This window comes from Pseudomonas baltica, assembly GCF_031880315.1.
In the GTDB taxonomy this organism is placed as follows: domain Bacteria; phylum Pseudomonadota; class Gammaproteobacteria; order Pseudomonadales; family Pseudomonadaceae; genus Aquipseudomonas.
On record NZ_CP134771.1, the window covers coordinates 6,080,688 to 6,094,834 of the forward strand.

Genomic DNA, 14,147 nt, shown 5'->3' on the forward strand with positions numbered 1-14,147 from the left:
ATCTTTCGGCGAACTTTGTCCCTGGACCCAGCGCGGCGCGATGCGTGACGGTTTCAGGGAATTGCTGCGCCCAGCGTATCAGGGCAGTCGCCTGGGCGTTTTCGCCTCTGCTGCGACTTGACCGCAAAAGCAATGCCCTCAAAGCCCCTCCACAAACCCGCGAATGCGTCGACACGCCTCGGCCAGCTTGTCATCCCCCAAGGTAAACGACAGCCTTACAAAACCCGCTGCCGGTGCGCCGAAGGCTTCGGCATCCAGCACCGCCACGCCGGTTTCGTGGAACAGCCGCCAGGCGAAGTCCAACGAGCTGAGGCCAGTGCGGCGTACGTCCACCAGCACGAACATGCCGGCATCTGGTTTGAGCACGTTCAGGTGGGGGCAATCACCGAGGCTTGCGATCACCAGGTCGCGACGACGGCGGTAGACGGCGCGCATCTGTGTGGTGACTTCATCGTGACAGTCAAGCGCTGCCAGGGCCGCAGTCTGCAGAAAACCCGGCAACCCATAGGTCATGCACAGCATCAGGGTTTCGATATGGCCGATCAGCCCTGGCTCGGTGATCACCCAGCCGACCCGCCACCCGGTCATGGCGTGGGACTTGGAGAGGCTGGCGACGACCACGCAGCGCTCGGCCATACCCGGCAGGGCAGCGATGCTGAGGTGCGGCACGCCATAGGTGAGGCTTTCGTAGACCTGATCTTCGATGACCCATAGATCGTGGGCGATGGCCAGTTCCGCCAAGGCATGCACTTCGCTCGCATCGAGCACCACGCCGGTGGGGTTGTTCGGGTTGGCGATAAAGATCGCCCGTGTGCGTGGGGTGATGGCGGAGGTGACCGCGTGCGGATCGAGCCGAAAGCCGTTGGCTGCCGGGCAGGGCACCCGCACCAGTGTCGCTCCGGACGCCTGGATGGTGGCTTCGTAAGTCACGTACATCGGCTCCAGGACGATGACTTCATCGCCAGGCTGCAACAGGCACATCGAGGCGGCGAACAAGGCGTTCTGGGCGCCGACTGCAGTGCAGACGTTCTCGGCCGCCAGCGGCCGCTGCCACAGCCGGGCGTAGCGGGTGGCCAGCGCTTGGCGCAATGCCGGACGTCCGGGAATTTCGGCGTAGTGGGTATCTCCGGCATGCAGTGCCTGAACCGCAGCCTCGGTGATGGCGGCTGGCGTGGCGAAGTCCGGATCGCCGATGCTCAGCACGATCACATCGCGCCCTTCGCGCTCGGCCACCACTGCGGCGTGGTGAATGTCCCAGGCGGCGACGCCTTTGCCGGCGATGCGGTCGGTGAACGGGGAATAGCGCATGAGTGATCCATCTCTGCAAGGTCAAAAAACCGGAGGCGCCCGGTCAGGTGGGCTAACCATAGGAGAGGCGCCGCCGTTGTTCAATAGCCGCCAGCCTTGGTGCGATCACCTTGCGGGCGCCAGAACCGATATCGTTCGGCGCATGAAGCGCAGGGCGGATCGGCGAACACCGTGTGAGGCAGCTCGTGACCGCGGCGGCTCTTGGTCTAGCCCTTGCTCTTGAACGCCGCCGGCTGCAACCCGAACGCATCCAGCCTCGAGCGCAAGGTAGTCGGCCGCAGGTTCAACAGCTCGGCAGCGCCCCCGGCACCCGCGATCTTGCCTTGACAGGCCTGCAACGCCGCGATGAGGTTGTCGCGCTCCAGGTCGCGCTGTTCGGTCTGTGTGAGGATGCGCATGCCGGCGCGACTGGGCAGCGGCTTATGGGCTACCGTTGGCGCATTGGGCATTTCCAGATGCAGGCGCGCGCCGATGGAAATGATCGCAGCGCGCTCCAGCAGGTTCTCCAGCTCACGGACGTTGCCCGGCCACGGGTAGCGCTGCAGCTGTTGGATATCGGCCAGGCTGAGGACCGGTTCGCGGCGCTTGAGGCGGCGGCAGGCGAGGGTGAGAAAATGCTTGGCCAGCCCGGGGATATCCTCGGGCCGGCGGCGCAGGGGTACGGACTCGATCGGGAAGACGTTGAGACGAAAGTACAGGTCCTCGCGAAAGCGTCCCTGGCTGACTTCGCTTTGCAGGTCGCGGTTGGTGGCAGCAATGACCCGCACGTCGACCTGCCGGGTGACGCTGTCGCCGACGCGTTCCAGCTGCTGTTCCTGCAGCACGCGCAGCAGCTTGCCTTGCAGGTCCAGAGGGATTTCGCCCACTTCATCGAGAAACAGGGTGCCGCCATGGGCCAACTCGAAGCGCCCGACACGCTCGTTGATGGCGCCGGTGAAGGCGCCTTTGACGTGGCCGAAAAATTCGCTCTCGAACAGCTCGCGCGGGATGGCAGCGCAGTTGACGCGGATCAGCGGGCGGTCCCGGCGCAGGCTCTGTTGGTGAATGGCGCGGGCCAGCAGCTCCTTACCGGTGCCCGACTCGCCGCAGATCAGTACGTTGGCGTCGGTCGGCGCCACCAGGCGAATCTGTTGGTGAATGCGTTGCAAGGGGGCACTGCTGCCGATCAGGTCATGGCCACCCTGGTCCACGGCGATCTGCTCCTGCAAATAGGCGTTTTCCTGCTCGAGTTGCTGTTTGAGCTGCTGCACTTCGCTGAGCGCCTGACGCAATTGCCGCTCGGTTTCGAGCCGCGAGCTGATGTCGCGGAACACCACCACCGCGCCTACCAGTTCGTCGCCATCGCGCATCGGCGTGCTGGTGTATTCCACCGGGATCGGCTGGCCGTCGCGGTTCCAAAAGACTTCGTGGGTGACGTGGTGCACTTCGCCGTCGTTGAAGGCGGCATAGATCGGGCAATCGGTGCCGCAATAGGGTCTGCCATCCGCGTGGTGATGGTGCATGAGGTCGTGGGTGTTGCGCTCGACCATGTCGGCGGCGCTCCAGCCGAGGATGCGCTCGGCCGCGGGGTTGACGAAGGTGGCGTGGCCGCGACGGTCGATGCCATAGATGCCTTCACCGGCGGCGCCGAGGATCAGTTGTGGGGTCAGGGCTTTCATGGTGATCCTCGAACGGCGGTGGAGCCAGATATGACGATATATCGTCGATATTAGTACGAAGTGTCGTTAATGACGAAATATCGTTTATCTTAAAATCTAAAATTACTATATTTATCAATGGCCTAAATAATAAGTGAAGTTGGTACGTGCTGTGCTATGGGTTTAGGTAACCCATCTCGATGAAGGAGTTACACCATGCACGCCGATGCCAGCCAAACCCAGCGTCAACCCCTGACCGAACGTATCCTCGCTGCCAAGCTGGATAAAAACCTCACTTGGGAAGCCCTCGCACAAGGCACCGAATTGAGCCTGGTCTATGTCACTGCGGCCTTGCTCGGGCAGCATCCCCTGCCAGCCGCCTGCGCAGAAATCGTCGGCGAGCGCCTGGGCCTCGACAACGACGACATCGCTCGCCTGCAAGCCATCCCGTTGCGCGGCAGCATCCCCGAGCGCATCCCCACCGACCCGACGATCTATCGGTTCTATGAAATGGTGCAGGTCTATGGCACCACGCTCAAGGCCCTGGTCCACGAGCAGTTCGGCGACGGTATCGTCAGTGCCATCAACTTCAAGCTCGACCTGAAAAAGGTCGACGATCCCGAGGGCGGCAGCCGCGCGGTGATCACCCTCGATGGCAAATTCCTGCCCTACAAACCCTTCTGAGCGAGACCGAACATGAGCGATACACAACGCCCGCCGCTGCCGCCCTTTACCCGCGAGACAGCAATCCAGAAAGTACGCCTGGCCGAGGATGGCTGGAACTCCCGAGATGCCGCCAAGGTGGCGCAGGCCTATACGCCGGATACCGAGTGGCGTAACCGCGCCGAGTTCGTTCATGGTCGCGAGCAGGCGCAAGCCTTCCTGGCACGCAAGTGGGCCAAGGAACTGGACTATCGGTTGATCAAGGAGCTGTGGGCCTTCGAGGGCAATCGGATTGCCGTGCGCTATGCCTACGAGTGGCATGACGACTCGGGTAACTGGTTTCGCTCCTACGGTAACGAAAACTGGGAATTCGATACCGATGGCCTGATGCAGCGGCGGTTCGCCTGCATCAACGACTTGCCGATCAAGGAGGGCGAGCGCAAGTACCACTGGCCGTTGGGGCGACGCCCGGACGATCATCCGGGGTTGAGTGAGTTGGGGCTGTAACGTCCGGTCCAGCGGTGGGCCATGAGATTTTCTTCATGACCACCCGCGCCAATCGCTCTGAACTCGTGTCTGGCACGGCCCACTAACCATGGAACCCTTCGCGCCAAAATCGAAAGGAGCACCCCATGGCTGCCAAGAAAGTTGCCGATATCGTCGTCGAAACCCTGCACGCTGCCGGTGTGCGCAATTGCTACGGGATTGTCGGTGACACCCTCAACTACGTCACCGACGCCATCCACCGCAGCGACATCGACTGGGTGCACGTGCGCCACGAAGAGGTCGCCGCCTTCGCTGCCGGCGCCGAATCGCTGATCAGTGGTCGCCTCACCGCCTGCGCCGGTTCCTGTGGCCCAGGTGGCTTGCACTTCATCAACGGTATCTTCGAAGCGCAACGTAATGGCGCGCCCTTGGTGCTGATCGCCAGCCAGGTGGTGACCAGCGAGCTGGGCATGGACTTCCCGCAAGAGGTGGATTTCAAGGCGGTGTACGGCCACTGCACGGTGTTCTGCGAACAGGTCTACACCCCGCAGCAGGCTCGCCGGGTGACCATGATGGCTGCGCAGACCGCGCTCAATGAAGGCGGTGTGGCGGTGATCATCCTGCCGTCCGACATCAGCAGCATGGAAGTCAAAGGCGATCGCCCGTTCACCGCCCATCAACCACGCCCCGTGTTGCGGCCCAATGACGACGAACTGGCGCAGATCGCCGAATTGCTGGCCAAGGGCAAGAAGATCGCCATCTATGCCGGCTACGGCTGCGAGGGTGCCCACGATGACTTGGTCGAGTTGGCCAGTCGCCTCAAGGCGCCTATCGCCCACACGTCGCGGGCCAAGGATTTCGTCGAGTACGACAATCCTTACAACATGGGCATGACTGGCGTATTCGGGGTCGAATCGGGCTATCACGCCTTGATGAACTGCGACACGTTGCTGCTATTGGGCGCCGACTTTGCCTGGCAGCAATTCTATCCGGCCAAGGCCACGGTGATTCAGGTCGACCGCAAGGGTGCTCACTTGGGCCGTCGTCACCCGATCGATCTGGGTGTAGTCGGCGATATCACCGCGACCCTGCAAGCGTTGCTGCCGTTGATCCCGGAGCGCAGCGAGCACGATTATCTGGAAGAGTGCCTGAAGGTCCGGCAGAAGACCCTCAAGACCTTGGCCCACGATCAGCGCCACACCGACGGCGAGCTGATCCACCCGCAGTACCTGACGCACCTGCTCGACAAGCATGCCAGCGCCGATGCGCTGTTCACCGCGGACGGCGGCTCGCCGATGGTCTGGCTGCTGCGCCATATCAACGTCAACGGCCAGCGCCGCACCCTCACCAGCCTGCGCCACGGCACCATGGCCAACGCCATGCCCCAGGCACTGGGCTTGCAGAAGGCCTACCCGCAGCGCCAGGTCATCTCGCTGTCGGGCGACGGCGGGCTGGCGATGCTGCTGGGGGACCTGCTCACCGCAGTGCAGGAAAAGCTGCCGATCAAGGTGGTGGTCTACAACAACGCCTCGCTGAACTTCGTGCAGATCGAGCAGAAGGTCGAGGGCCTGCTGGACAATTACACCGAGTTGCTCAATCCGGACTTCTCGCAGTTGGCTCAGGTCATCGGCTTCCATGGTCAGCAGGTCACCGAAGGCGCTGAACTGGAGCAAGCGGTAGCGGCATTCCTGGCCTATCCAGGGCCGGCGCTGCTGGATGTGAAGGTCAACCCTGAAGAGTTGGTGATGCCGCCCAAGGTGGAGTTCTCGCAGGTGTCCAACATGGCCCTGTATTCGGCCAAGGCGGTGCTGAGCGGGCGGGGCAGCGATGTGGCGCACCTGCTGGTGGATAATTTCGTCAAGTAGGGCGCTATCGATCCGTTGATCTGCTGCGCTCGCGCGAAGCGGGCGCAGTGGTTGCGGATGCTGCCAATTGAGACCAGACTAACCGGACTTAGTCCGTTGGAGGTTTTATGCATACCGTCAATATTCACGAGGCGAAAACTCACTTGTCGCGGCTTATCGATCTTGCAAGCAAAGGCGAGTCGTTCATCATCGCCAAGGCCGGCAAGCCGCTGGTCAAAGTTATGGCATTGGGGGCTCCAGAGGCTGGCGAGACCAGACGCATTGGCTTCATGGCAGGGCAAATCCAGGTGCCGGATGACTTCGATCGTATGGGCGCCGATGAAATCGAAGCCCTATTCGGTGGCGAGGCGTGAAACTGCTGCTTGATACGCACTTGTTGCTGTGGGTAGCGGCGGATTCGCCGGCTCTTTCCGCGCTGGCGCGCGAGTTGATTGACGATCCGCGCAATGAGCTGTTTTTCAGTGCCGCCAGTCTTTGGGAGATCGCCATCAAGAAGGGCTTGGGGCGGGCTGATTTCCAAGTCGATGCCCGTGTGCTGCGCCGTTGCCTGTTGGACAACGGCTACAGCGAACTGCCGATCGCCAGCGAGCACGCCGTGGGCGTAGAGGGCATGCCCGCCATTCACAAAGCTCCTTTCGACCGAATTCTGGTATCTCAAGCGACCGTCGAGGGCATTACGCTGTTGACCTCCGATGGCCTGGTTGCCCAATATCCCGGCCCCGTGCGCAGGGTCTAGATCATCCAGCCAGCTGAACTATTAAGGGCGATCCCGGGTCGGCATTAAATCAATATCCCGACCCGGAGCCCCGCGATGAAGCCTTACGTTATCTGTCACATGATGTCCTCTCTGGACGGCCACGCCTTGACCGACGGTTGGGATCGGCCGTTCAAGAAGGCCGCAGGCGAGCTGTACGAGAAACTCGCCGAGGGCTTTGCCTTCGATGCGTGGATCTGCGGGCGGGTGACCATGGAGGAAATCGCGCACGGCGAGGGCTATCCGACTGGGCTGGCCAAGGCGCCGATCCCGCGCACCGCATGGTTTGCCAAGCGCGATGCGGACAAGTATGCGATCTCCATCGACCCCCACGGCAAGGTTGCCTGGAAGAGCAACGAGGCGCTGGGCTCCCATGTGGTCGAAGTGCTGACCGAAGCGGTGTCCGATGACTACCTGGCGTATCTGCAGTCCATCGAAGTGTCGTATTTCTTCGCCGGCAAGACTGACATCGACCTGTATCAGGTGGTCGAGACACTCGGTCGCGAGCTGGGCACGGAGCGATTGATCGTCGAGGGCGGCCCGGCGGTCAGTGGCTCGTTCGTCAATGCCGGGCTGGTGGATGAGGTCAGCGTGGTGATCCTGCCGCTGATCGATGGCCGTGGCGAACACCCGGCTTCGTTCGAGATCAAGCAGCAGGACTGGCGCGATGCGCATTATCTGACCTTGACCAGCGCCGAGGTGCAGGAAGGCGGTGGTGTGTGGCTGCGCTACCGGCGCCTGGCGTGATGCCGGCCCGTATCAGCCACTGAAATAGCGGTACAGCAAGGTCACTCCGCTGGCCAGCACCAGCCAGGTCACCAGGCGCACGAAGGCTTCGCGGGACATGCGCAAGGTCAGGCGCCGGCCCAGCCACAAGCCGCCGGCCATGGCCGGCAGCAGGCAGAGCGCGAGGGCCAGCAGGCTGAAATCGGCATACACACCGGCGACGATGAACAGGGTCAGGCGCACCAGGGTGCTGCAACTGATCAGCGCGCTCTGCGTGGCGCGCACTTGCTGTTTGTCCTCCAGGCGTGCGCTCAGGTAGATCGCGTAGAGAAACCCGCCACTGCCGAACAAGGCGCCAAACACGCCTCCCACCGTGCCCAAGGGAATCGACCACAGTGCCGACAACTGCGCGGGCTTGACCTTCACACTGAGCATGTAAATGGCATAGGCGACCAGAAACACGCCCATCAACAGCAGCAGCCGATCCGATTGCAGCCTGAGCAGAAACACCACCCCCAAGGTGCACCCGATCGCCATGCACGGCAGCAATCGCAGCAGCTCGCGACCGACCACGGCCTGACGCGAGGGCAGCAGATTGCCGAACGCGGCGATGAAATCCAGCAGTACCAGCAGCGGTATCACCTGCGAGAGCGGCATCAGCCTGACCAGAAACGGCCCGGCCACCAGCGCGGTGCCGAAACCGGCGATACCGAAGACGATATAGGCGATCGCAATGGCGACCAGCATCAGGCCCCAGTTCAGCGGCGTGAAGGGCAGGGCGTGGAAGACGTCGAGCATGGCGGGGCAGTCCGTTGTCGAGATTGATTGTCTGGGGCGCGCGGCTCTTCTTGAGCAACGATGGCCGAGACTTTACCTTGGCCGGCGCGCCAGCGAAACTGCCTGGGCCGTTATTGGAGACGCAGCATGCATCGACTCACCGACCATTCCAGTTTGCCGATCATGGGCTACCCCAGCACCCTCAGCGCTCGGCCCGGCGAGCGCCTGGGGTTTCATCTGTCCTGCGTCACGCAAGTGCTCGACACCCAGGTAGTGCGCCTGGATCGACTGGAGCAACCGGCGCTGCGCTGGCCGTTGCAAGGCATGGCGCAAGCGCCTGGCGTGCAGGGTTTCGAGCTAGGGTCATGGATCGAGGTGCCGGTTGCCGAGGCGAGCGGGTGGATGACGTTCGATCTGCTGCTGACGGCCAATCAGGGCGAGCGGGTGGTGCTGTCCACAGCTGATTTCGAATGCCGCTATCTGCCACAGGTTGGGGTGAGCCTGATCAGCGGCGCTGAGCGCGCCTTCGCGGCGGTGGCCTTGCCCAGGGATATCTGGCTGACGATGCGTTTCGAATGGAACGAGCAGGTTCGACGGATCTGCATCACCGAGGGGGCGCGAGTGCTCTGCGATCAGCAGTGCTCAGGGGCCCGTGGGGGCATCGACGGCATCAATATCGCCGCCGACTGGGCGCAGCGCTCACCGACGCTGAATGCCCGCGTGGCCACTATCACCGCAGCCGGAATCGACGGCGTCTCCGTCTGGCCGTTGCCGATCCAGCCCGTCGATCGCGTCGCCGATCAGCACGGCCATCGCGCTGCGCTGATCATCCATGGCGCGCCCACCTGGGCCGCGCGAGGGCCGGCATGGACCGGTGATTACCATGACCCGCGCGGTGCGCCTGAGCAGTACGCGGCGGTGCATCTGCACGAGGATGATCGACCGGCATTCGACTGGCCCGAGAGCCTGTCTCTGACGATTCCTGCCCAGACGCCGTCCGGCGTGTACGCGCTGCGTGTCCGAAGCGCCTCGGGGCAGGCGGACATTGCCTTTGTAGTGCTACCCGCGCAGCCCGCGCGAGGATTGCTGTTCGCGCTGCCGACTTTGACCTATCAGGCCTATGCCAACGAGGCGCTGCCCGAAGCCCTCTACCCGTGGCAGCTCGAAGACCCCGGCCATCGGGCTGCGCAGCAGAATCGCTGGCTGAGCCTCTACGACAGCCATCAGGACGGCTCCGGCGTGTCCCTCGCGACCTGGCCATGCCCCTGGACCACGGTTCGCGAGGACTACCAGTACCCCTTGTGCGGCGGCCCCCACGGCTTGCCTGTCGACTTGCACATGCTGCGCTTTTTCGCCGACAACGGCGTGGCCGTAGAGGTGATCAGCGACCATGACCTGCACCGCGATCCAAACCTGCTCGACGGCTGCACCGGGGTCATCACCGGCAGCCATCCGGAGTACTGGACCACGCCAATGCTCGACGCCTTGCAGGCTTACATCGACGGCGGCGGCAACCTCGCCTACCTGGGCGGCAACGGTTTCTACTGGGTGGCGGCGCTGGACGAGCAGGGCACGCTGGAGGTGCGCCGCGGCCAGCGCGGGGTACGCACCTGGGAGAGCGCGCCGGGCGAAAATCATCTGTCGATCACCGGTGAACCGGGCGGCCTGTGGCGCTGGCGCGGGCGCCCCGAGCACCGTCTGCTGGGCGTTGGCACAGCGGCCATGGGGTTCACTCGGGCGCAGCCCTACGCACGGACGCCGGCCAGTTACGAGCCTGCCTGGGCCTGGGTGTTCGAGGGCGTCACGGGTGAGCGTATCGACGCTGCGGGAATCCTGTTGGGCGGTGCGGCCGGTTATGAAATAGACCGTACCAGTCGCCACTGGGGGACCCCGGCAAACACCGTAGTGCTGGCCTGTGCCGAGTCTTTCGACGACAGCTATGAATTGGACACCGGCGAGCAGGAGCCTCACGAAGGACCGCGCCGCCGCGCTGACCTGTGCATCCGCCGCAGCGAGGCGGGTGGGTTGGTGTTCGCGGTAGGGTCGGTGTGCTGGGGTGGGGCGCTGCCCGCGTGGGGTGAGGCGAATTCGGTGGGGCAGGTGACGCTGAATGTGTTGCGGGCGTTTCAGGTTCGTCCGTGAAATGCGAAGGTGTCTTAGCTTATGGAAGGGGGGGCGGCACACGATCTTCAGTGAAGCCACTGACGCTTTCGCGGGCAAGCCCTGCTCCCACAGGATTGACAGTCGCATACTGTGGGAGCAACGCTTGCCCGCGAAAGCGCCAGCCGCACCGATGTGGGCAAGCCCTGCTCCCACAGGATTGACAGTCACATACGGTGGGAGCAAGGCTTGCCCGCGAAAGCGCCAGCCGCATCGATGTGGGCAAGCCCTGCTCCCACAGGATTGACAGTCGCATACTGTGGGAGCACGGCTTGCCCGCGAAAGCGCCAGCCGTATCGATGTGGGCAAGCCCTGCTCTCACAGGATTGACAGTCGCATACTGTGGGAGCAAGGCTTGCCCGCGAAAGCGCCAGCCGTATCGATGTGGGCAAGCCCTGCTCCCACAGGATTGACAGTCACATACTGTGGGAGCAAGGCTTGCCCGCGAAAGCGCCAGCCGCATCGGCGCCAATACCGCAGCGCCCCCCGAATATCAGATCACCTTGAAGCCGTGGGTGCCATCGCGACCCAGTTGCGCGACCAGACCGAACTCCCAGTCCAGATAGGCTTGCATGGCCTCAGGCGGTGCCTCGGTACCTTCATAAGGGCGGCGATAGCGATCGGTACGCGCGGCGGCGAGGCGCTCGTCACCGCCCTCCAGCGGGAGGTTGGCGGCTTTCCAGCTGGCGGTGCCGCCTTCGAGGAGGAACACCGGCTGGCCAGTCAACGCCTCGACCTCGGCCACGGCGAAGCGCGCCAGGCGGCTTGTGCCGCAGGTCAGCACATAGCGCTCGGCGTCCGGCACGTTGTACAGCACGTCCTGCAATTGCGAGCGCAGTGCCCACCAGGCGCCGGGGATGTGCTGCTTGACGTAGTTGGCGCTGGTAGTGAAGTCCAGCACGGCCACGCTGCCCTCGGCCTGCCATTGCTGCAGCGTCTGAGCACTGATGGTCTCGAAGTTGCTCACTTCCGGGTCGTTGGGCCGCCACTCGCCGCTGGCGGTGAAGTCGCTGTGCTGGGCGTCGTCGATGACCGAAACATCCCAGCCCATCTGCGCCAGCCACGAGGCTGACATGTTGGCACGCACGCCATCGTCGTCCACCAACACGATCCGCGCACCGCGCACGCTGGCGAAGTGATCGGTCTCCTGGACCAACTGGCCGCCGGGCGTCGAGCGCGCTGTCGGCAGGTGCGAGAGGGCGAATTCTTCAGGCGTGCGCACGTCGAACAAGTAGGTGGTGCGGGTGGCGTCGGCCTGCCATTGCTGCCACTGCGCCAGAGTCGTGCGTTGCACGCCGGCACGGTCGGCCACTTCACGCGCAGCGGTCGCGGCCTGGGCCCGGGTGGCTTCGTCGACTTCGGCGAAGCGGCGCGCCTGGCCATGCTCCAGCGTCTGCCCGGCCAGCAGCCAGCCGATGGTACCGTTGCGCAAGGCGGCGATCGGGTTTGGCAGGCCGGCGTTGATCAGCGACTGAGTGCCGATCAGGCTGCGGGTGCGGCCGGCGCAGTTGACGATGATGCGGGTCTTGGGATCGGGCGCCAGTTCGCGGGCGCGCAGTACCAGTTCGGCGCCGGGCACGCTGATGCCGCTGGGGATGCTCATGGTCTGGTATTCATCGAAGCGACGCGCATCGAGGATCACCACATCGGCGTTCTGGTCGAGCAGCGCGCGCACTTCTTCGGCAGGCAGCGAGGGCGTGTCGCGCTCGTGTTCGACCAGCTCGCCAAAGGCCTTGCTGGGCACGTTGACGTCGATGAACAGCTCGCCGCCAGCGTCGCGCCAGCCCTGCAAACCGTTTTCCAGCAGGCGCACATCGCTGTAGCCGAGGGCTTCGAGGCGGTGCACGGCCAATTCGGCCAGGCCTTCACCATCGTCATAGACGGTGATGGCGGTGTCACGCCGCGGTATCCGGTCGAACACTTCGAGTTCCAGCTTCGACAGCGGGACATTCACCGCGAACAGTGGGTGGCCCTTGGCGTAGGGATCTTCTTCACGGACATCGACCAATGCCACTTCAGTGCGGGCCAGCAGGGCCCGGCGTATGTCGGCAAAGGATCGGGTGGCAGTCAGGCTCATCGTGTAGCGTGCTCCGGTGTCGAGGAGGTAGGGGCGGCAAGGTCCTTGGACAGGTCCCAAATATTGGGCAAGACGGTATTGGTGTAGCCGGAAATAAACAGTTTTTCGCTGCCGTCTGGCTGATAGACGGCGCGGCGTACGGCGCCGATGTTGGCGCCGTACACGTGGATGCTGACCGAGACCTGGTCGGCGAAGGCATTGGTAACCTGGTGAATATCGTTGCTGTCGGGTGCCAGGTGCTCCACATCCCCCGGTTGCAGATGGACCGCCGGGCCTTCGACATGCAACCGCCCATCAGCGGCGCGGGCATAGCCCTGGGAGTATTCACCGCCGCGCAGCATGCCGATCAGGCCCCACACGCGGTGATCGTGAATGGGTGTGGTCTGGCCTGGACCCCAGACGAAACTGACCACTGAAAAGCGTTGGCGCGAATCGGCGTGCAGGAGGAACTGCTGGTAGCGCTGCGGATCCGGCACGGCAAAGGCGTCAGGCAGCCAGTCGTCTACGCTGACCAGACGGCCCAGCAATTCGCCGCCTTGTTGCAGCAGCTGCTCCTGGCTGGGATCGCGGTCAATCAGTTCGGCCAAGGCACCAATAAAGGTGCGAAGGCGCTCGGGGTTCGAATTATCGGTCATGGTGGTTTTCCATCCGGCAGGTTCACGGTGTCGCGGCTGGTACGAATATAAGCATAAAGAGGTTTTTTAATATGCTAATTTTTAATGATTAGCTTAGACCGAAAAGTGCTTTTCCTTCAATGCTCCGTAGCTTTAGGCTGCGTTCCATGCTTGGCCATCGATGCCTGACCAGCGATGCATGGCCACCCTCACAGCGCCTTGAAAGCAGATAGCCTCGAATACGGAGATACCCATGAGCAATGTCAGTGCCTTGCCCGTCAGCAACGAGTCCCTCGATACTTCCGTACGCGACCGCGTGTCGGCGGAAGAATGGGAAGTACGTGTCACGTTGGCTGCGGCCTATCGGCTGGCCGCGCTGAAGCGTTGGACCGACCACATCTATACGCATTTCTCGGCGCGGGTGCCGGGGCCTGAGGAACACTTTCTGATCAACGCTTTCGGGCTGCTGTTCGATGAGATCAGCGCGTCCAACCTGGTCAAGGTGGATATCGACGGCACCATCGTCGACGATCCGACCGGCCTGGGCATCAACTACGCCGGCTACGTGATCCACAGTGCCATCCACGCCGCGCGTCCCGACCTCAAGGCGGTATTGCATACCCATACGCGCGACGGTATCGCGGTGTCCGCGCAAAAAGGTGGGCTGCTGCCGATCTCTCAGCATTCTCTGAGCTTCTCCGGGCGCGTGGCCTATCACGGCTATGAAGGCGTGGCGCTGGATCTGGATGAGCGCGAGCGCCTGGTCGCCGATCTGGGCGACAAGAGCGTGATGATCCTGCGCAACCATGGCCTGCTCACGGCGGGCGTCAGTGTCGAACACGCCTTTCAGCAGCTGCATCGCCTGGAATACGCCTGCAATATCCAGATCGCCGCGCAGACGGCTGGCAATGCCGAACTGATTTTCCCGCCAGCCGAAGTTGTCGCCAAGGTCGAGGAACAAGCCAAGGTATTCAGCAGCGGTACCGGGCCAGGTGTCCAGCGCCACTGGAACGCCCTGATCCGCGAACTGGATCGCCACGGCACGGATTACAAGGACTGACCCGCCGGGGCAGCTAACGA

The 14,147-nt window shown here is 63.2% G+C and carries 11 protein-coding genes and 2 pseudogenes; 8 read left to right on the plus strand and 5 right to left on the minus strand.

What is annotated here, in order from left to right; all coding sequences use genetic code 11:
- Positions 1 to 141 precede the first annotated feature (141 nt).
- Positions 142 to 1,308: pseudogene (locus REH34_RS27735) on the minus strand (pyridoxal phosphate-dependent aminotransferase); the annotation flags it as partial.
- Positions 1,309 to 1,514: 206 nt separating this feature from the next.
- Positions 1,515 to 2,948, minus strand: a pseudogene (locus tag REH34_RS27740) (sigma-54 interaction domain-containing protein); the annotation flags it as partial.
- 213 nt (positions 2,949 to 3,161) lie between these two features.
- Between REH34_RS27740 and cynS the strand changes: the two are divergent.
- The 6 genes from cynS (at position 3,162) to REH34_RS27770 (ending at position 7,460) form a co-directional block, all read left to right on the plus strand.
- The gene (cynS, locus tag REH34_RS27745; RefSeq protein WP_226502288.1) at positions 3,162 to 3,629 is read left to right on the plus strand and encodes a cyanase; all 468 of its coding nucleotides are present in this window, start codon (positions 3,162 to 3,164) and stop codon (positions 3,627 to 3,629) included.
- A gap of 12 nt (positions 3,630 to 3,641) precedes the next feature.
- On the plus strand, positions 3,642 to 4,115 hold the full coding sequence (locus REH34_RS27750; protein WP_311969963.1) for a nuclear transport factor 2 family protein: 474 nt from the start codon (positions 3,642 to 3,644) through the stop codon (positions 4,113 to 4,115).
- 125 nt (positions 4,116 to 4,240) lie between these two features.
- The gene (locus REH34_RS27755; RefSeq protein WP_311969964.1) at positions 4,241 to 5,959 is read left to right on the plus strand and encodes a thiamine pyrophosphate-dependent enzyme; all 1,719 of its coding nucleotides are present in this window, start codon (positions 4,241 to 4,243) and stop codon (positions 5,957 to 5,959) included.
- Between the two features lie 107 nt (positions 5,960 to 6,066).
- Positions 6,067 to 6,312: a type II toxin-antitoxin system Phd/YefM family antitoxin gene (locus tag REH34_RS27760; RefSeq protein WP_226502290.1), complete on the plus strand. Its 246-nt coding sequence runs from the start codon at positions 6,067 to 6,069 to the stop codon at positions 6,310 to 6,312.
- Positions 6,309 to 6,695 carry a type II toxin-antitoxin system VapC family toxin gene (locus tag REH34_RS27765; RefSeq protein ID WP_311969965.1) on the plus strand — a complete coding sequence of 129 codons (387 nt, stop codon included), beginning with the start codon at positions 6,309 to 6,311 and terminating at the stop codon, positions 6,693 to 6,695. The genes REH34_RS27760 and REH34_RS27765 overlap by 4 nt, the downstream gene beginning before the upstream one ends.
- A gap of 75 nt (positions 6,696 to 6,770) precedes the next feature.
- Positions 6,771 to 7,460, plus strand: a complete 690-nt coding sequence (locus REH34_RS27770) for a dihydrofolate reductase family protein (RefSeq protein ID WP_311969966.1) — start codon at positions 6,771 to 6,773, stop codon at positions 7,458 to 7,460.
- Positions 7,461 to 7,472: 12 nt separating this feature from the next.
- Here REH34_RS27770 and REH34_RS27775 read toward each other — a convergent pair whose 3' ends face one another.
- Positions 7,473 to 8,186, minus strand: a complete 714-nt coding sequence (locus tag REH34_RS27775) for a sulfite exporter TauE/SafE family protein (RefSeq protein WP_409373356.1) — start codon at positions 8,184 to 8,186, stop codon at positions 7,473 to 7,475.
- Positions 8,187 to 8,363: 177 nt separating this feature from the next.
- Between REH34_RS27775 and REH34_RS27780 the strand changes: the two genes are divergently transcribed.
- Positions 8,364 to 10,358: a N,N-dimethylformamidase beta subunit family domain-containing protein gene (locus tag REH34_RS27780; protein ID WP_311969968.1), complete on the plus strand. Its 1,995-nt coding sequence runs from the start codon at positions 8,364 to 8,366 to the stop codon at positions 10,356 to 10,358.
- Between the two features lie 511 nt (positions 10,359 to 10,869).
- Here REH34_RS27780 and REH34_RS27785 read toward each other — a convergent pair.
- Both REH34_RS27785 and REH34_RS27790 read right to left on the minus strand, forming a co-directional pair.
- On the minus strand, positions 10,870 to 12,453 hold the full coding sequence (locus REH34_RS27785) for a rhodanese-related sulfurtransferase (RefSeq protein WP_311969969.1): 1,584 nt from the start codon (positions 12,451 to 12,453) through the stop codon (positions 10,870 to 10,872).
- Entirely contained in the window at positions 12,450 to 13,088 is a 639-nt protein-coding gene (locus REH34_RS27790) for a cysteine dioxygenase (RefSeq protein WP_311969970.1), read from the minus strand. The genes REH34_RS27785 and REH34_RS27790 overlap by 4 nt, the downstream gene beginning before the upstream one ends.
- A gap of 232 nt (positions 13,089 to 13,320) precedes the next feature.
- On the opposite strand from REH34_RS27790, the gene REH34_RS27795 reads away from it, so the two are divergent.
- The gene (locus REH34_RS27795; RefSeq protein WP_311969971.1) at positions 13,321 to 14,127 is read left to right on the plus strand and encodes a class II aldolase/adducin family protein; all 807 of its coding nucleotides are present in this window, start codon (positions 13,321 to 13,323) and stop codon (positions 14,125 to 14,127) included.
- Positions 14,128 to 14,147: the final 20 nt, after the last annotated feature.